We start from the raw sequence: 15,859 nt of genomic DNA on the forward strand, positions 1-15,859 counted from the left end.
AAACAAACAAAAAGATTGATAAAAAATAGATTATATTGACAAAAATAAACATTAGAGATAATATATAAACATAAACGAACAGTATAAAACGTTTGAAAATGTGAAAAAAGGAGAATAATTATGCCGCAGTGTGTTGTAATCGCAGATGACCTGACAGGGGCCAATGCAACAGGAGTATTACTGAAAAAGATGAATTATAAAGCATACACAGTTATGAACACAGAACGGATCGAACTGTCTACTTTGTCGGACTGTGACTGTGTATTATACCCGACAGACAGCAGAGGAGTAGATGCAAAAATCGCATATAACCGGGTATACAATGTCTGCAATCTGCTTAAGGATGACGATGTCAAAGTATATGCCAACCGGATTGACAGTACACTTCGCGGAAATCTCGGAAGTGAGACCGATGCGATGCTGGACAGCCTGGGAGAGGATTATATAGCAATTGTGGCACCGTGTTTTCCGGCTTCGGGAAGAATTATCTGTGGCGGATATATGCTGGTGGACGGACTGCCGTTACATAAGACGAATATTGCAGTTGATCCGAAGACACCGGTGAAGATATCAGAAGTAGGAGAACTTTTTAAGCAGCAGAGTAAATATCAGGTATCCACGATCTATATGAAAGATCTGATGCATGGAAAGCATTATCTTGCTGATTTGATGAAAAAATGTGTGGAGGAAGGAAGCCGGATCATCACTTTAGACTGTATTACACAGGAAGATCTGGACTTGATCGCCGATGCAGTGATCACCAGCGGATTAAAAGTGATTGCCGTAGATCCGGGAGTATTTACCGCAACGTTATCCAGAAAGCTGATCACGCCGAATAAGAAAAAACAGAAGACCAAGATCCTTGCAGTGGTAGGAAGCGTGAATGCCAATACCACGGCCCAGATGGAAGAATTGTGGCTTTCACAGAGAACGCATAATGAATTCGTTCATACAAGAGAACTTCTGGAAGGTGAAAAACGCAGAGAACTGGAGATCAGAAGGGTGGTCAATTCCATTCTGGGTGAATGTGACAGGAATAATATATCAACCGTAACAGGAGACGGAATCTATCCGGAGAACAGAATTGATTTTACACCGTATATGGAGCGATATCAGTGTTCACTGGATGAAGTGACAGAAATGATCAATAGTGGATTCGCGGAGATCACGTATCGTATCTTCAAGGCAGAAGATACATTCAAAGGACTGTATACAAGTGGCGGGGATATCACAGTTGCTGTCTGTAAAAAGTTCGATACCGCAGGCTTAAGTCTGTTGGATGAAGTACTTCCACTTGCAGCTTACGGACAATTCTTAAAAGGAGAGTTTGAAGGTGTACATATCATTACCAAGGGTGGAAGTCAGGGAAATAAAGATGCGATCAATAAGTGTATTACTTATTTGAAAGAAAAATTATATATCTAAGAAAGGGTGAGAGAAATGAAGAAACCAGTTATTGCAATTCCAATCGGAGATCCTGCGGGAGTAGGACCGGAGATTGTAGCAAAATCCATTGCATCCGATGAGGTGTTCCAGATTGCGGTGTGTGTCATCGTCGGAGATCGGAAGATCGTAGAAAAAGCAATCGAGATCACAGGAGAGAATTTGAAGATCAATGAGATCAAAGAGCCGGAAGAGGCAGTCGATGAAAAAGGAGTCCTGAACCTGATCAATCTTGACAACGTGGATATGGATACATTTGCCTATGGAAAAGTCAGCGCTATGTGCGGAAAAGCAGCGTATGAATACATTGCAAAGAGTATTGAACTGGCAAATGCGGGAAAGGTCGATGCAGTGGCTACTACTCCGATCAACAAAGAATCCCTTCATGCGGCAGAAGTTCCGTATATCGGACATACAGAGATCTTTGGAGCACTGACACATACAGAAGATCCGTTGACAATGTTCGAGACGAATGGAATGAGAGTATTCTTCCTGACACGTCATGTATCGTTAAGGCAGATGCTGGATATGATCAAAAAAGACAGGATCATTGATTATGTAAAACGCTGTACTAAGGCATTGGAAAGACTCGGTGTGAAAGAAGGAACTATGGCAATTGCAGGGTTAAATCCACACAGCGGAGAACATGGACTCTTTGGCTGGGAAGAAGTCGAAGAGATCATGCCGGCAATCGAAGAACTGAAAGCGGAAGGTTATGATGTGGCAGGTCCGATCGGGGCGGATTCAGTATTCCATCAGGCAGCGCAGGGAAAATATACCAGTGTATTATCGCTGTATCACGATCAGGGACATATCGCAACCAAGACACTGGACTTCGAAAAGACGATCGCAATCACAAATGGTATGCCGATCCTTCGTACATCGGTAGATCACGGAACTGCATTTGACATCGCAGGAAAAGGAATCGTAAGTGCGGTCAGCATGATCGAAGCAATCAGACTTGCAGCAAAATATGCACCGAATTTCACGGGAAAACATGAAAAATAAAATTAAGAAATAAAACGAAAAGGAATTGCGGCAGGTAAATAACTGCCGTAATAAAAAGAGAGAACATAGGAGGTCTGCATTATGGTAAACGGACTTAGTGGGGAAAGGATGTTGATTGGTCTGGCGGTAGGTATCGCAGTCCTGATATTCCTTGTATTAAAGACAAAAATCCAGGCATTTCTTGCCTTGATCATCAGTACAGTTGTAGTTGGCGTGATTGGCGGCATGCCACTTACAAACATTACAATCGAAGTAGACGGTGTTGAGAAGACATTTGGTATTGTAAATTCGATCACTTCCGGGTTTGGCGGAACCTTAGGAAGTATCGGAATCATTATCGGATTTGGTGTTATGATGGGCCAGATCTTTGAAGTAACAGGTGCAGCCAAGAGAATGGCACATACATTCTTAAAACTGTTCGGTAAGAAGAGAGAAGAGGAAGCTCTTGCACTGACAGGATTCCTGGTATCTATCCCGATCTTCTGTGATTCCGGATTCGTTGTACTGGCACCGATCGCAAAGGCAATCTCCAAAGCAACGAAGAAATCCGTGATCGGACTTGGAACAGCCCTGGCAGCAGGACTTGTAATCACCCACTCCTTAGTACCACCGACACCGGGACCGTTAGGTGTCTGCGGAATCTTCGGAGTAGACGTAGGAAAATTCATCTTACTGACACTGGTACTTGCACTTCCGATGGCAATTGCATGTATCGCATACTCAAGATTATTCCTTTCTAAGAAATATTACAGAATTCCGAACGACGAAGGCGAGATCGTAGAGATGCCTTATCAGGAGCCTAACTACGAGGCAGCATTTGCAATGGATATGACAGGAGTTCCGGGAGCACTGGAATCCTTCATGCCGCTGATCATCCCGATCATCCTGATTCTGATCAACACAGTAGCAACAGCAATGGGCAAGACAGAAGGATTCATGAATATCCTTGTATTCCTTGGACAGCCGATCGTAGCAGTCGGACTCGGACTGATCGTGGCAATCCTGACACTGGGAAGAAGCCTTGACAGACATGAAGCCCTTGCAGAGATGGAAAAAGGAATGGCATCAGCCGGAATCATCATGTTAGTAACAGGTGGCGGCGGAGCGCTCGGCCAGATCATCAAAGACTCCGGACTTGGAACATTTATGGCAGAAGGGCTTGCAAAGACAGCAATCCCGATCATTATCCTGCCGCTTCTGATCGCGACAGCAATGAGATTCATTCAGGGATCAGGAACTGTAGCAATGACGACAGCAGCAAGTATCACAGCACCGATCATCGCAGCATCAGGCGTAAGCCCGATCCTTGGAGCAGTGGCATGCTGCGTAGGATCTTTATTCTTCGGATACTTCAACGACAGTTATTTCTGGGTAGTAAACAGAACCTTAGGTGTCAGCGAGGCGAAAGATCAGTTAACGATCTGGTCTGTAACATCAACGGTAGCATGGGCTGTCGGTGTGGTTGAAGTGTTGATACTTAATATATTTATGTAATCTGAGACGAATCGTATAATAAGAAAAGCCTGAGACGGCTGGAAGAACGGATATGCTTCATTGGGAGGTTAATGAATGCGTGTCGGCTCTTACAGCCGTTTCTTTTGTATGTTTTGGCAAGTGACAGCTTTGGCAGAGTGCCCTGCACCTGCAATATCTTGTAAATGAAATAACGACATGTTATCATAAACACAGGAAAAAGAAAGAAGGAACAGGTGTATTATGAAGGAATCAAGCCGTCAGGAACGGATAATAAGAACGTCTTTGATAGGAATCTTAGTTAATTTACTGATCGCGGCAGTGAAAATTGTGATCGGAACGCTGGCATCGTCAATAGCAATCGTGTCGGAAGGAATCAATAATGCAACGGATGCAGGATCTTCGTTTCTGACATATGTAGGAACAAAGCTTTCCGGGAAACATCCGGATGAAAAGCATCCATTTGGATATGGAAGAATTGAGTATCTGACCGGCATGGTGGTCGGTATTCTGATTTTGTATGCGGGGATCAGTATGTTGAAAGAGTCGATAGATGGAATTTTACATCCATCGGATATGAAGGTCAGTATGTTGATGGTTCTGATCGTGGCGGGAACAGCTGTGACGAAGTTCTGCCTTGGAATGTATACAATAAAGATAGGAAAATCAGTGGAATCGGAAGTACTTCTGGCAGTGGGAGAAGACGGAAGGAATGATTCGTTTTTCTCGGGACTTACGATTTTGTCATCTGTAATATTTTTATTTACAGGATTTTCACTGGATGCATATGCGGGTATTGTATTTTCCTTTGTAGTTATAAAGAGTGGGGTAGATGCGCTTAAGAATACGGCGTCGGATCTGATCGGCCGTTCAGGAAAAGAAGAACTTGCAAGACAGTTATATAAAGAAATCCGTGCAACAGACGGGGTGATCAGTGCGATAGATATGATGTTGCACGATTATGGACCGGATCGCTATTCGGGCTCGGTGAATATCGAAATTGATCATAAAAGAAGCATTGGAGAGGTATATGAAGAGATTCACAGACTGCAGCTTCGGATCATGGAAGAATATCATGTGACGATGGTATTCGGAATCTATGCAGTCGATGAGGATACTTCAAGTGTCGTTGATATCCGTCGATACATTGGAAAATTTGTACGTGTAAATGAGCACGTGAAGAGCTTTCATGCGTTATATCTGAGCAAAGGAACCAATACTCTTTATTGTGATTTTATTGTGGACTATGCGCTCAGAGACTGGGAGGGACTGCGAAAATCATTTACAGACTATATGAAGAAACAGTATCCGGAATATGAGATATCACTGACAATAGAGACAGAATTTGTATAATTTCTATAAATTTATTTATAAAGTAAAAAATGAAAAGACTGCAGATCGCAGATCTGGCGTAATGTGGGAGGAGATAATATGCTTGCGGCAGAAAGACAGGCAATGATCGTTGAATTGATCAAAGAGAATGGAAGTGTGCAGGTAGATGAGCTGGCTAAAGAATTGAATGTAAGTTCCATGACAATTCGGAGAGATCTGATGAAGTTGGAAAGCGGTAATATGATCGAACGGTGTCATGGAGGTGCGGTCGCGAAACAAGAGATTGCTTATGAGACAAAGCAGACCAGTAATAAGAACAGTAAAGAAGCAATTGCAAGAAAATGTGTAGAATTTGTACATCCGCAAGATTCAGTATTTCTGGATGCGGGGACGACAACCTGCGAGATCGCAAAATTAATCCGGGACATCCCAGATATTATCATTGTGACAAATGATCTGGAGATTGCACAGGTATTAAAAAACAGTGATGCGAAAGTATACATATGTGGCGGTATGGTACAGAAAGAGACGGGAAGTCTGTTTGGCAGATATGCGACAGAGATGCTGAAGGATTTCTGGTTTGATCTGGGATTCTTTGGAGCAGCTTCCATCAACGAAGAATTCCAGGTAACAACACCGACACATGAAAAGATGTGGCTGAAACGCCAGGTTCCGAAGCAGTGCGCAAGATCCTATCTGGCAGTAGACCAGTCAAAATTCGGAAAACAATCCATGACCTGGATCAATCAGTTGGAAGACTATACAGGAGTGGTTACGGATCGTGAATTTCTGCCGGAGGAAGTAGAGGTATTGAAGGCGAGAAGAGTGCGGATTATTGTTGTATAATCCTGTTTAATGCAGTATCGTGGCCTCTCGGTCCATGAGAACGCCAAGTCTTTCTCATGTCGTGATTGGCCAATGCTACTGAAAATTCAACAGCGGAATTGTAACTTTTGTGTGTAGCCGGAAAGTTGTGGTGAAAACCTTGACTTTCCGGCTTTTTGTATACTTCCGGTATCACAACGGTTACGGCTCCGCTGTTGAATCATTATAGCATGCGATACCCACGGAATAAAACTTAGGAACTCTTTCCCGCCGACGGAATCTGAACAGGAAAGAGTTCCTAAGTTTTATGGAGGTCCGGGTAACGACCGCTTCATGCATTCAATAGTAATTAAATTTAATACGTAATCTCCTGCAAATACAATCCCTTCGGATCACAAGGCGCACTTGCTTCGAGAATTCCCGCAAAGATATCATCAATATCCTGCACAGATCGGTTGCCAAGTCCGATATCCATTAGCGTTCCGATAATGATACGTGCCATATTATGAAGAAAATCATCCGCATGGATCAGGATCTGCATTTCTTCAATGTCACCATAGATATCAATATCAAAGATCTCGCGGACCGTAGATTTCGTTTTCTTTGCACTGGAGAAGTTGCGGAAATCATGACGTCCTGTGAGTTTCTCGGCGGCCTGCTGCATCAGACGTTTGTCCGGGATACGGTAGCAATGGTAAGTGTATTTGCGATCAAAGACGCTCGGTACATCGTCGATCGTCATACGGTATACATAGGTCTTGGATGTGGCGTTCAGCTGTGCGTGAAAACGTTCTGGAACCTCTTTTACATCGATGATTGCGATATCCATCGGAAGGTAACGGTTCAGGTAATGTTTGATGTTCTGTGTCGTTGTGGAAGAAGAAGTCTTGAAATTGGCAATCTGTGCATAGGCATGTACACCGACTTCTGTGCGGCATCCACAGAAAAGTTCCAGGTCATCTTCTTCAGTCATTTTTTTTAAAACTTCAGTAATTTTATTAGAGATGGTATTGCCAGATTCATCTTTTCCCAGTCTGGTCCATCCCTGGTAACGGCTTCCGTCGTATTCGATCGTTAATTTTATATTTCTCATGAAAACTCCATTCTGCTGCGAAATGCAGCCTGTCTAATAATTGATGTTGTATATAACTAAATACATGAATTTCAGAATACTTACATTGAAATTAGTTTAAGTATAACAAATCCGGTGCTATAATAAAAGAGCTTAAAAAGAAAAAGAGAGGTGTTTTTTGTGGAAATAGAAAGTAGAAAGGTATCGGATTCAATCGTGGAGACAGTCCATATGGTAAGGCCGCAACATTTGAATGCGTCAGACCGTTTGTTCGGAGGAGCGCTTATGCAGTGGATCGATGAAGTGGCGGGTATGGTGGCAAAACGTCACACAAGAAGAAATGTAATTACGGCATCTGTAGACAGCTTAAGTTTCCTGCGCGGTGCATATGTCAAAGATACAGTTGTGATCATAGGAAAGGTAACCTATGTCGGTAATACATCCATGGAAGTAAAGGTGGATACGTATGTAGAAGCGTTAAGTGGGGAGCGTACACCGATCAATCATGCGTATTTTACAATGGTAGCATTGGATAAGAATGACAAACCGGTCAGGGCGCCAAGACTGGAACTTGAGACGGAAGAAGAAAAAGAAGAATGGGAAAAGGGAGAAAAGAGAAGAGAACTCCGTATGATGCGCAAAGAAGAAGGGCTTTAAACTGTCCTTCTTCTTTGTGCATATCTGAGAACGAAAAGGAATTAAGTATTGTTTTTCATGTGTGTACGGACCATCTGCACCATCTGGTCGATCTGATTTTGTTCTTCTCTGGAACGTCCTTCTTTCAGAATGTCGAGGATGAGAGACATTTCCTGTGGAGTGAACTGGATCCCTTTCTTGTTTGCACTGGTGATGAGCGCCATCATAACGGGAGCCAGAGATCTCCCGCTTTTGCCGGCGGTCTGTTTGGCTGCAAGCCGGATCAACTCCAGTTTGACCGGGTCCATTCCCTTCATGGACGGATGATCCATCCAACTGTTTGAGAAATTGTTTTCGGAAGTGTTTTCATTCGCTGTATGATTCGTTGTTCCATTCATGTGAAGAGTCTCCTTTCATGGCAGAGGTTCCAGGCGAGGAAAGTTCCTGGTCGAACAGGTCCATGTAATTTTGGAACATTTCCATATCTTCGCCGGACATCATTGTCTTCATAAGATCAACAGGTCCTGCAGGACCGCAAGAATCGGAACCTCCGGACGTAGAATCGGTCTGTGCCATCACCATCATTTCCATTATCTGCAGCATAGAAGTCATCTGGTCCATCATATTCCGTTCGTTTTCATCCATATAGGGTGCGAGTTCACCGATAGATTGAAAAGAAAATGCATGAAACGGCAGTCCGCGGAAATAATCCATCGTATACCGGAATTCGGAAAATTTGATATAGACGGCAAGGAAGCGCTGAGTGGAAGGAGGCAGAAAGGAAAGAAACAGCTTCAATTTATATAAATAGGAGGGTGTGACAAATTTATCAAATGGTGTCATTGGTTTTGAAGGTTTTCCGGCCATAGTGACTCCTCCCGGGATCAGCGTTATAAATATATATGAAAAAAGAGACGGAAAAATGACTCCGTCTCTTAAGTCCTATGCAGGAAATATTATGTTGTCTAGCATCCGCATCCACAGCCATTGCCGCATCCGCATCCGTTGCCGAAACCACCACAGCAGCAGAGAAGAAGGATGATCCACAGGCAGCTGTCGTTGCCACATCCGTTGTTGCCGCATCCACAGCCGTTGCCGAAACCGCCGCAGCAACAGAGAAGAAGGATGATCCACAGGCAGCTGTTATTGCCGAAGCCACATCCGTTGTTGCCGCATCCGCATCCGCCGTTACATCCACCACATCCACAGTCTCCGCCGAATCTGTCGCGTCCTTCGCAGCCACATCCACAGTTTGCTGTACCTAAATCGCTCATATTGAATCCTCCAATAATGATGTTTACAGTACATAATATGCAGATGGTGTAAATGTGTGAGATGAAAATTATCCGTAATTAACCAGCCGTTTTAAAGAATGCTGGAAATGAAGCTGCTCTTTTTGGATTTTTACACGTTTGAATCCGTTGAGTTCTTTTTTTGAATATTCATCGTAAAGTTTCAATAAATAAGATACCGGAAGATTTCTGTTCTTGTACCAGGTGAAAAGCAGCCAGTCCATGATCGCGGGCAGCCAGTACTTTTCAGGAATCTCGGCTTCGCGCAGGGTTACGGCATAGCTAAGTGCCTGGGCTGCCAGGTCTGACAAGCGGGCCGATCGTGTATTTTCTTTATTCTTATCTTTGAAAAGTTGTTCGCTTTCTAAAGTGATATCGTATAAGGAGTCTGCCGCCCGCCAGTAATTCACGAATGGTGTACCGATGACCGGATCTGTTTCTTCTATATTATTATGCAGGTTGAACAGATCGAAATTCCGGTCAGAGTCTGACGATGGCTTTCCGAATACTTTGCGGTCATAGGAAGCACGCTTCTTTGGGTCGGAAAGTATGCGGTAAGCTTCCAGAATACGCTGCATTTTCTTAGTTGTATCGATACCATCCTTCATGTTGGCATCGGGATGATATTTTTTTGCAAGTCTGTTCTTGGCAGCAGAAATCTCTTCAGGAGAAGCTGTTCGTGACACACCAAGTATCTTGTAATAATTCTTTTTTGCCATTATATTCTCCCCTTATAATATATGGACCTGATTAGAAGATACTGCAGACGGCAATATCTTCCATCAGATATATTACGACAAAGTTGCGGGGAAATCAATTTTATTTTGAAAAAATTAAGGTGTAAAGAAAAAATACTTGACACCTGCACAGAAGTGTTATATGATATCACAGGTGAAAGACATGAATGAAATATTAGAACAGGCATTATTATATGATTTTTATGGAGAACTACTTACCGATCATCAGAAAGAAGTGTATGAACAGTTTGTTCTTGAGGACCTATCACTTGGCGAGATCGCGAGAGAAGAGGGAATCAGCAGACAGGGCGTACATGATCTGGTAAAGAGATGTTCCCAGACACTGAAAGGCTACGAAGAGAAACTTCATCTGGTAGAGAAGTTCGTGTCGATCAGAGAAAAAGTAAAGCAGATTGATGAATTGCTGGACGGATATGAAAAGGAGAATGCGGAAAAGTTAGTTGCAGACATCCGGAAGATATCCGATGAAATTATAGAGGAGTTATAGCATGGCATTTGACAGTTTGACAGAAAAACTTCAAAATGTATTTAAAAACCTGAGAAGCAAAGGACGTCTGACAGAGGATGATGTCAAAGAAGCTTTAAAAGAGATCAAACGTGCATTACTTGCGGCGGATGTTAACTTTAAAGTGGTAAAAGACTTCATTAAGAGCGTACAGGAACGCGCGATCGGTCAGGATGTCATGAACGGTCTGAACCCGGGGCAGATGGTGATCAAGATTGTAAATGAAGAACTGATCAATCTGATGGGATCTGAGACCACAGAGATTAAGCTTCAGCCTGGAAAAGCCATCACAGTTATCATGATGGCAGGTCTTCAGGGAGCAGGTAAGACAACCACGACAGCAAAGCTTGCCGGAAAGTTCAAGTTAAAGGGCAAGAAACCGCTGCTGGTCGCATGTGATGTCTACAGACCGGCTGCGATCAAGCAGTTACAGGTCAACGGTGAGAAGCAGGGTGTGGAAGTCTTCTCCATGGGAGAAAACCACAAGCCGGCGAACATCGCCAAGGCAGCGATCGAACATGCGCAGAAGAATGGCAACGACCTCGTGATCCTCGATACAGCCGGACGACTTCATATTGATGAAGACATGATGGCTGAGCTTGAAGAGATCAAAGAAGAAGTAGAAGTACATCAGACCATACTCGTCATTGATGCAATGACCGGACAGGATGCCGTAAATGTGGCAAAAGAGTTCAATGAAAAGGTCGGCATCGATGGTGTGATCGTTACGAAATTAGACGGTGACACAAGAGGTGGTGCGGCGCTGTCCGTAAAGGCAGTTACCGGAAAGCCGATCCTGTATGTAGGTATGGGAGAGAAGCTTTCAGATCTGGAACAGTTCTATCCGGATCGTATGGCATCGAGAATCCTGGGAATGGGAGATGTCCTGTCGCTTATCGAAAAGGCGGAAGCCGAGATCGATGAAGAAAAAGCCAGAGAGATGACCCAGAAGCTTAAGAAGAACCAGTTTGATTTTGACGATTATCTGGAAAGTATCAAGCAGATGAAGAACATGGGTGGTCTTGGAAATATTATGAACATGCTGCCGGGCCTTGGAGGTATGGGCGGTAAGATGAAGGGATTAGACGACGAGCAGACGGCAGAAGCCGAGAGGAAGATGGGAAGAATGGAAGCAATCATTCATTCCATGACACCGGCGGAAAGAGCCAATCCGGATATCCTTTCTCCATCCAGAAAGCACAGAATTGCCAAAGGTGCAGGGGTGGACATCAGCGAAGTGAACCGTATGATCAAGCAGTTCAACGAGATGAAAAAACTGATGAAACAATTTGGCAAGCCGGGAAAGAAGAAGAAATTCGGATTTCCGTTCTAAACATGATATACCGCGAATTCCGCGTTATATAGATAAAAATAAACTATGAAAATATTATAATTTTACGGAGGTAAACTAACATGGCAGTAAAAATGAGATTAAGAAGAATGGGACAGAAGAAGGCTCCTTTCTATAGAATCATCGTAGCAGATTCTAGATCACCAAGAGACGGAAGATTCATCGACGAGATCGGAACATACGATCCGAACTGTGATCCAAGTGCAATCAAAGTTGACGAAGAAGCAGCTAAGAAATGGCTTGCTAACGGAGCTCAGCCTACAGAAGCAGTTGCAAAGATCTTAAAGGCAGCAGGCATCGAAAAATAATTATGCCACTGGAGGTGTGCATTTATGAAGGAATTAGTTGAAGTAATTGCGAAAGCATTAGTCGACGATCCAGAAAGCGTTGTTGTAAATGAACGCGAAGAGAAGAAGACGACAGTTCTGGAAGTACGAGTTGCTGAATCTGATATGGGTAAAGTAATCGGAAAACAGGGCCGCATTGCAAAGGCAATCCGTTCAGTCGTGAAAGCCGCAGCAGCAAAGGAAGATAAGAAAGTTATCGTAGATATCATGGACTAAATAACTAATGGGGATTCCCATTTTGTCCCGGGACAGGCCCGCTTGTGGTCTGTCCCGCTTATCTTATACGGCAGAATCATATGTACAAAAGAAGCCGCTGGAGCGTCGGAAACGCAGAAAGTGAAAAAGGAGTATTTATGGAAGAATTATTACAGGTAGGTGTCATTACTTCGACACACGGAGTGCGTGGGGAAGTTAAAGTATTTCCGACCACAGATGACCCGAATCGTTTTAAATCGTTAAAACATGTACTGTTAGACACCGGAAGAGAGAAAAAATCTCTGGAAGTCCAGGGTGTCAAATTCTTTAAGCAGTTTGTAATCCTGAAGTTCAAGGGAATTGATAATATTAATGATATTGAGCGTTATAAAAGATGTCCACTTCTTGTAGAACGTAAAGATGCGGTGGAACTGGAAGAGGATGAATACTTTATCGCCGATATGATCGGAATCGAGGTCGTAACAGAGGATGATAAACCGTTCGGAACATTAAAAGATGTTATGGAGACCGGTGCAAATGATGTCTATGTGATCGATACAGATGAACACGGCGAGGTATTGGTTCCGGCGATCCGCGAATGTATCCTGGATGTTGATATAGAAAATCAGAAGATGAAGATCCATCTGATGGATGGTCTGATCTAGAAAGAGGATAATCTATGAATTTTTATATTATGACGTTATTTCCGGAGATGGTTATGGATGGATTGAATACCAGCATCATCGGACGTGCGGTAAATAAAGGGCTTCTGTCTATAGAGGCATTAAATATCAGAGATTATGCATTTAACAAGCATCACAGCGTGGATGATTATCCGTATGGCGGAGGTGCAGGTATGCTGATGCAGGCAGAACCGGTGTATCAGTGCTATGATGCACTGGCAAGGCAGATTACGGAAAGAAAGGCAAAAGCCACAGAAGAAAAGCTGGCATCTGGTGAGAAGAAAGAGATGTCAGGAGAGCAGAAGCGTACCAGAGTCATCTATCTGTCTCCGCAGGGAAAGACATTCAACCAGTCCATGGCAGAGGAATTTGCACAGGAAGAAGATCTGGTATTTTTGTGCGGTCATTACGAAGGCATTGATGAACGTGTGTTGGAAGAGATCGTTACAGATTATGTATCTATCGGAGATTATGTCCTGACAGGAGGTGAGCTTCCGGCAATGATCATGATCGATGCGATATCCCGGCTGGTTCCGGGGGTACTTCATAATGATGTGTCCGCCGAGTTCGAGAGCTTTCAGGATAATCTGCTGGAATATCCGCAATATTCCAGACCGGAAGTATGGCATGACAGAAAAGTGCCGGAGATACTGATGTCCGGGCATCATGCCAATATTGAAAAATGGAGACGTGAACAGTCTGTGATCCGCACTGCAAAGAACCGGCCGGATCTGCTTGAAAAAGCCGAACTTACAGAAAAAGAAAAAAAACTGGCCGAAGAAGTGCAAAAAGAAGTAAAAAAATCCTTGTAATTTGTTGCAGGGTATGATAAAATGTAGCATGTTGTGAAGAAATAGATGGTCCTCTGGTACGAATGTATTAAGAACATCCAAGTAAACAAGGAGGTCACACATAATGAACGATATTATTAAGAACATTGAAGCTGCTCAGTTAAAAGAAGTAGCACCAGAATTTCACGTAGGAGATACTGTTAAAGTTTACGGAAAGATCAAAGAAGGAAACCGTGAAAGAGTACAGGTTTTCGAAGGAACAGTCCTGAAGAGACAGGGTGGCGGAGCAAGAGAAACATTTACAGTTAGAAAGTTTTCTAACGGAATCGGTGTTGAGAAGACTTGGCCGGTACACTCACCAAACGTTGAGAAGATCGAAGTAGTAAGAAGAGGTAAAGTAAGAAGAGCAAAACTGAACTACTTAAGAGACCGCGTTGGTAAGAAAGCTAAAGTTAAAGAATTAGTAAAATAATCGAAAATGTAACAAAATGAGAAAAAGGACAACTACATAATGTAATTGTCCTTTTTCTGATATATCAAAGTATGTAAGAAAAGTTGCCAGTGGCAAGTTTTCAGTATAAGGGGATTTTATGAGACGCAGAAGTAATCTGGATTTTGAAAAAAGAAGAAGATCCCGGAAAACCGGTTATCGCAGACGCAAAGCAAAGAAAAAAGGCTTCGGAAATCTTCCAAAAGCAAAGAAAAAGATACATCTTAATCTTGAAATGATCGCTTCTACATTTACCTGGATTTTTAAGATCGTGGTCACCTGTCTGGTGGCATTTGTTGCTGTGTGGTACTGGGGACAACGGGTCAGTACGGTAGGAGATTCCATGAGTCCGGTGCTTAAGAATGCAGATGTAGTACTGGTAAACCGGATTGTGTACAATGCTTCTTCACCGAAAAGGGGAGATGTTATCGTGTTCAAACCGAAAGGCAATGAGAATTCGCATTATTATACCAAAAGGATTGTCGGACTTCCGGGCGAGACGGTACAGATTGTGGAGAATCAGGTCTATATTAACGGTAAAAAACTGGAAGAAGATTATAAAACAACAAAAATAGATACAGCTGGAATTGCCGGTGAGAAGTTGAAACTTGGCGGTGATGAATATTTTGTTCTGGGAGATAACAGAAAAAACAGTGAGGACAGCCGTAGTGCCGATATAGGAAAAGTAAAACGTTCTTATATATATGGAAAGGCATGGTTTGTGGCATCCCCGAAAAAAGACTGGGGATTTGTGAAATAGAAGATAAGGAGAAATAATATATGCATTTTCAATGGTATCCTGGGCACATGACGAAAGCAAAACGCATGATGCAGGAAAATATCAAATTAATAGATCTGGTTATTGAACTGGTTGATGCCAGAGTTCCGATCAGCAGCAGAAATCCGGATATTGATGAACTGGGAAAGAATAAAGCAAGATTGATCCTTTTAAATAAGTCAGATCTGGCAGAAGATAAGTGGAATGATGCCTGGTCAGAATATTTTCGTGAAAAAGGATTCTCTGTTGTGAAGGTAAATTCCAAGAAAGGCGGCGGGATCAAATCTATCAATGGTGTGATCCAGGAAGCATGTAAAGAAAAGATTGAAAGAGACAGAAAGCGTGGGATTTTGAATCGTCCGGTCAGAGCTATGGTAGTGGGAATTCCGAATGTAGGAAAATCAACATTTATCAATGCACTTGCGGGAAAGGCATGTGCAAAAACCGGTAACAAACCGGGAGTGACAAAAGGAAAGCAGTGGATCAGACTGAATAAAAATGTGGAGCTTCTGGATACACCGGGAATCCTGTGGCCAAGATTTGAAGATCAGGCAGTAGGCCTGAAACTGGCATTTATCGGATCGATCAAAGATGAGATCCTTCAGACAGAAGAACTTGCGGCAGAACTTGTAAAGTTTATGAATGAAAATTATCCGGGAGTACTTGAGAATAAATATAATGTAGAAGAAGACACGGATCCATACGGAATGCTGGAAAAAATTGCAGAGAGCAGACATTGTCTGGTTCGTGGAAATGAACTGGATACAGAAAAAGCTTCGGTTCTTCTGATGGATGACTTCCGCAACGGACGTTTGGGCAAACTGACACTGGAGTACCCGGATGCATATTAAAAACAGAGGCAGAAAGTATAGAAGGGAAA

General features: G+C 43.0%; 20 protein-coding genes. 15 read left to right on the forward strand and 5 right to left on the reverse strand.

Annotation, left to right across the window (positions count from 1 at the left end):
• The first annotated feature begins 120 nt into the window (after nucleotides 1-120).
• From NCY30_RS00800 to NCY30_RS00820, 5 genes are all read left to right on the forward strand, one after another.
• On the forward strand, nucleotides 121-1,425 hold the full coding sequence (locus tag NCY30_RS00800; protein WP_044920258.1) for a four-carbon acid sugar kinase family protein: 1,305 nt from the start codon (nucleotides 121-123) through the stop codon (nucleotides 1,423-1,425).
• Nucleotides 1,426-1,440: 15 nt separating this feature from the next.
• Nucleotides 1,441-2,451, forward strand: coding sequence for a 4-hydroxythreonine-4-phosphate dehydrogenase PdxA (gene pdxA, locus NCY30_RS00805; protein WP_006428014.1), 1,011 nt, complete (start codon nucleotides 1,441-1,443; stop codon nucleotides 2,449-2,451).
• Nucleotides 2,452-2,532: 81 nt separating this feature from the next.
• On the forward strand, nucleotides 2,533-3,945 hold the full coding sequence (locus tag NCY30_RS00810) for a GntP family permease (protein ID WP_022415973.1): 1,413 nt from the start codon (nucleotides 2,533-2,535) through the stop codon (nucleotides 3,943-3,945).
• A gap of 222 nt (nucleotides 3,946-4,167) precedes the next feature.
• The gene (locus NCY30_RS00815; protein ID WP_006427247.1) at nucleotides 4,168-5,277 is read left to right on the forward strand and encodes a cation diffusion facilitator family transporter; all 1,110 of its coding nucleotides are present in this window, start codon (nucleotides 4,168-4,170) and stop codon (nucleotides 5,275-5,277) included.
• 78 nt (nucleotides 5,278-5,355) lie between these two features.
• On the forward strand, nucleotides 5,356-6,102 hold the full coding sequence (locus NCY30_RS00820) for a DeoR/GlpR family DNA-binding transcription regulator (RefSeq protein WP_139009486.1): 747 nt from the start codon (nucleotides 5,356-5,358) through the stop codon (nucleotides 6,100-6,102).
• A gap of 334 nt (nucleotides 6,103-6,436) precedes the next feature.
• On the opposite strand, the gene truA is transcribed toward NCY30_RS00820, so the two are convergent.
• The gene (gene truA / locus NCY30_RS00825; RefSeq protein ID WP_055193676.1) at nucleotides 6,437-7,174 is read right to left on the reverse strand and encodes a tRNA pseudouridine(38-40) synthase TruA; all 738 of its coding nucleotides are present in this window, start codon (nucleotides 7,172-7,174) and stop codon (nucleotides 6,437-6,439) included.
• Nucleotides 7,175-7,333: 159 nt separating this feature from the next.
• On the opposite strand from truA, the gene NCY30_RS00830 reads away from it, so the two are divergent.
• Nucleotides 7,334-7,810 carry an acyl-CoA thioesterase gene (locus NCY30_RS00830; protein WP_139009487.1) on the forward strand — a complete coding sequence of 159 codons (477 nt, stop codon included), beginning with the start codon at nucleotides 7,334-7,336 and terminating at the stop codon, nucleotides 7,808-7,810.
• A gap of 41 nt (nucleotides 7,811-7,851) precedes the next feature.
• On the opposite strand, the gene NCY30_RS00835 is transcribed toward NCY30_RS00830, so the two are convergent.
• From NCY30_RS00835 to NCY30_RS00850, 4 genes are all read right to left on the reverse strand, one after another.
• Nucleotides 7,852-8,121 (reverse strand): hypothetical protein, encoded by a 270-nt coding sequence (locus tag NCY30_RS00835; protein ID WP_250818423.1) that lies wholly within the window; start codon nucleotides 8,119-8,121, stop codon nucleotides 7,852-7,854.
• Between the two features lie 34 nt (nucleotides 8,122-8,155).
• Nucleotides 8,156-8,656 carry a hypothetical protein gene (locus NCY30_RS00840; protein ID WP_250818392.1) on the reverse strand — a complete coding sequence of 167 codons (501 nt, stop codon included), beginning with the start codon at nucleotides 8,654-8,656 and terminating at the stop codon, nucleotides 8,156-8,158.
• A 98-nt stretch (nucleotides 8,657-8,754) separates the two neighbouring features.
• Nucleotides 8,755-9,063 (reverse strand): hypothetical protein, encoded by a 309-nt coding sequence (locus NCY30_RS00845; protein ID WP_055180351.1) that lies wholly within the window; start codon nucleotides 9,061-9,063, stop codon nucleotides 8,755-8,757.
• Nucleotides 9,064-9,131: 68 nt separating this feature from the next.
• Nucleotides 9,132-9,800, reverse strand: coding sequence for a DnaJ domain-containing protein (locus NCY30_RS00850; protein ID WP_006427253.1), 669 nt, complete (start codon nucleotides 9,798-9,800; stop codon nucleotides 9,132-9,134).
• Between the two features lie 181 nt (nucleotides 9,801-9,981).
• On the opposite strand from NCY30_RS00850, the gene ylxM reads away from it, so the two are divergent.
• The 9 genes from ylxM (at nucleotide 9,982) to ylqF (ending at nucleotide 15,830) form a co-directional block, all read left to right on the forward strand.
• Nucleotides 9,982-10,326, forward strand: coding sequence for a YlxM family DNA-binding protein (ylxM, locus tag NCY30_RS00855; RefSeq protein ID WP_237998623.1), 345 nt, complete (start codon nucleotides 9,982-9,984; stop codon nucleotides 10,324-10,326).
• Nucleotide 10,327: 1 nt separating this feature from the next.
• Complete coding sequence (ffh, locus tag NCY30_RS00860) at nucleotides 10,328-11,677, forward strand: signal recognition particle protein (protein WP_006427255.1); 1,350 nt, start codon at nucleotides 10,328-10,330, stop codon at nucleotides 11,675-11,677.
• Nucleotides 11,678-11,757: 80 nt separating this feature from the next.
• Nucleotides 11,758-12,003: a 30S ribosomal protein S16 gene (gene rpsP, locus NCY30_RS00865; RefSeq protein WP_022415031.1), complete on the forward strand. Its 246-nt coding sequence runs from the start codon at nucleotides 11,758-11,760 to the stop codon at nucleotides 12,001-12,003.
• A 24-nt stretch (nucleotides 12,004-12,027) separates the two neighbouring features.
• Nucleotides 12,028-12,258, forward strand: coding sequence for a KH domain-containing protein (locus tag NCY30_RS00870; RefSeq protein WP_006427257.1), 231 nt, complete (start codon nucleotides 12,028-12,030; stop codon nucleotides 12,256-12,258).
• A gap of 137 nt (nucleotides 12,259-12,395) precedes the next feature.
• Nucleotides 12,396-12,902, forward strand: coding sequence for a ribosome maturation factor RimM (gene rimM, locus NCY30_RS00875; RefSeq protein WP_022415030.1), 507 nt, complete (start codon nucleotides 12,396-12,398; stop codon nucleotides 12,900-12,902).
• A 14-nt stretch (nucleotides 12,903-12,916) separates the two neighbouring features.
• On the forward strand, nucleotides 12,917-13,732 hold the full coding sequence (gene trmD, locus NCY30_RS00880; RefSeq protein WP_006427259.1) for a tRNA (guanosine(37)-N1)-methyltransferase TrmD: 816 nt from the start codon (nucleotides 12,917-12,919) through the stop codon (nucleotides 13,730-13,732).
• 103 nt (nucleotides 13,733-13,835) lie between these two features.
• Entirely contained in the window at nucleotides 13,836-14,183 is a 348-nt protein-coding gene (rplS, locus tag NCY30_RS00885; RefSeq protein ID WP_006427260.1) for a 50S ribosomal protein L19, read from the forward strand.
• Nucleotides 14,184-14,301: 118 nt separating this feature from the next.
• On the forward strand, nucleotides 14,302-14,961 hold the full coding sequence (lepB, locus tag NCY30_RS00890; protein ID WP_006427261.1) for a signal peptidase I: 660 nt from the start codon (nucleotides 14,302-14,304) through the stop codon (nucleotides 14,959-14,961).
• A gap of 20 nt (nucleotides 14,962-14,981) precedes the next feature.
• Entirely contained in the window at nucleotides 14,982-15,830 is an 849-nt protein-coding gene (ylqF, locus tag NCY30_RS00895) for a ribosome biogenesis GTPase YlqF (RefSeq protein ID WP_006427262.1), read from the forward strand.
• Nucleotides 15,831-15,859 lie beyond the last annotated feature (29 nt).

The sequence above is a fragment of the Dorea sp. MB18-49 genome, from assembly GCF_023669465.1.
In the GTDB taxonomy this organism is placed as follows: Bacteria; Bacillota; Clostridia; order Lachnospirales; family Lachnospiraceae; genus Dorea_A; species Dorea_A longicatena.

Excerpts from the sequence above, each read along its gene's own strand:
- NCY30_RS00800 (WP_044920258.1), top strand. The coding sequence starts at position 121 with ATGCCGCAGTGTGTTGTAATCGCAGATGACCTGACAGGGGCCAATGCA.
- pdxA (WP_006428014.1), top strand. The coding sequence starts at position 1,441 with ATGAAGAAACCAGTTATTGCAATTCCAATCGGAGATCCTGCGGGAGTA.
- NCY30_RS00810 (WP_022415973.1), top strand. The coding sequence starts at position 2,533 with ATGGTAAACGGACTTAGTGGGGAAAGGATGTTGATTGGTCTGGCGGTA.
- NCY30_RS00815 (WP_006427247.1), top strand. The coding sequence starts at position 4,168 with ATGAAGGAATCAAGCCGTCAGGAACGGATAATAAGAACGTCTTTGATA.
- NCY30_RS00820 (WP_139009486.1), top strand. The coding sequence starts at position 5,356 with ATGCTTGCGGCAGAAAGACAGGCAATGATCGTTGAATTGATCAAAGAG.
- truA (WP_055193676.1), bottom strand. The coding sequence starts at position 7,174 with ATGAGAAATATAAAATTAACGATCGAATACGACGGAAGCCGTTACCAG.
- NCY30_RS00835 (WP_250818423.1), bottom strand. The coding sequence starts at position 8,121 with ATGGATCATCCGTCCATGAAGGGAATGGACCCGGTCAAACTGGAGTTG.
- NCY30_RS00840 (WP_250818392.1), bottom strand. The coding sequence starts at position 8,656 with ATGGCCGGAAAACCTTCAAAACCAATGACACCATTTGATAAATTTGTC.
- NCY30_RS00845 (WP_055180351.1), bottom strand. The coding sequence starts at position 9,063 with ATGAGCGATTTAGGTACAGCAAACTGTGGATGTGGCTGCGAAGGACGC.
- NCY30_RS00850 (WP_006427253.1), bottom strand. The coding sequence starts at position 9,800 with ATGGCAAAAAAGAATTATTACAAGATACTTGGTGTGTCACGAACAGCT.
- ylxM (WP_237998623.1), top strand. The coding sequence starts at position 9,982 with ATGAATGAAATATTAGAACAGGCATTATTATATGATTTTTATGGAGAA.
- ffh (WP_006427255.1), top strand. The coding sequence starts at position 10,328 with ATGGCATTTGACAGTTTGACAGAAAAACTTCAAAATGTATTTAAAAAC.
- rpsP (WP_022415031.1), top strand. The coding sequence starts at position 11,758 with ATGGCAGTAAAAATGAGATTAAGAAGAATGGGACAGAAGAAGGCTCCT.
- NCY30_RS00870 (WP_006427257.1), top strand. The coding sequence starts at position 12,028 with ATGAAGGAATTAGTTGAAGTAATTGCGAAAGCATTAGTCGACGATCCA.
- rimM (WP_022415030.1), top strand. The coding sequence starts at position 12,396 with ATGGAAGAATTATTACAGGTAGGTGTCATTACTTCGACACACGGAGTG.
- trmD (WP_006427259.1), top strand. The coding sequence starts at position 12,917 with ATGAATTTTTATATTATGACGTTATTTCCGGAGATGGTTATGGATGGA.
- rplS (WP_006427260.1), top strand. The coding sequence starts at position 13,836 with ATGAACGATATTATTAAGAACATTGAAGCTGCTCAGTTAAAAGAAGTA.
- lepB (WP_006427261.1), top strand. The coding sequence starts at position 14,302 with ATGAGACGCAGAAGTAATCTGGATTTTGAAAAAAGAAGAAGATCCCGG.
- ylqF (WP_006427262.1), top strand. The coding sequence starts at position 14,982 with ATGCATTTTCAATGGTATCCTGGGCACATGACGAAAGCAAAACGCATG.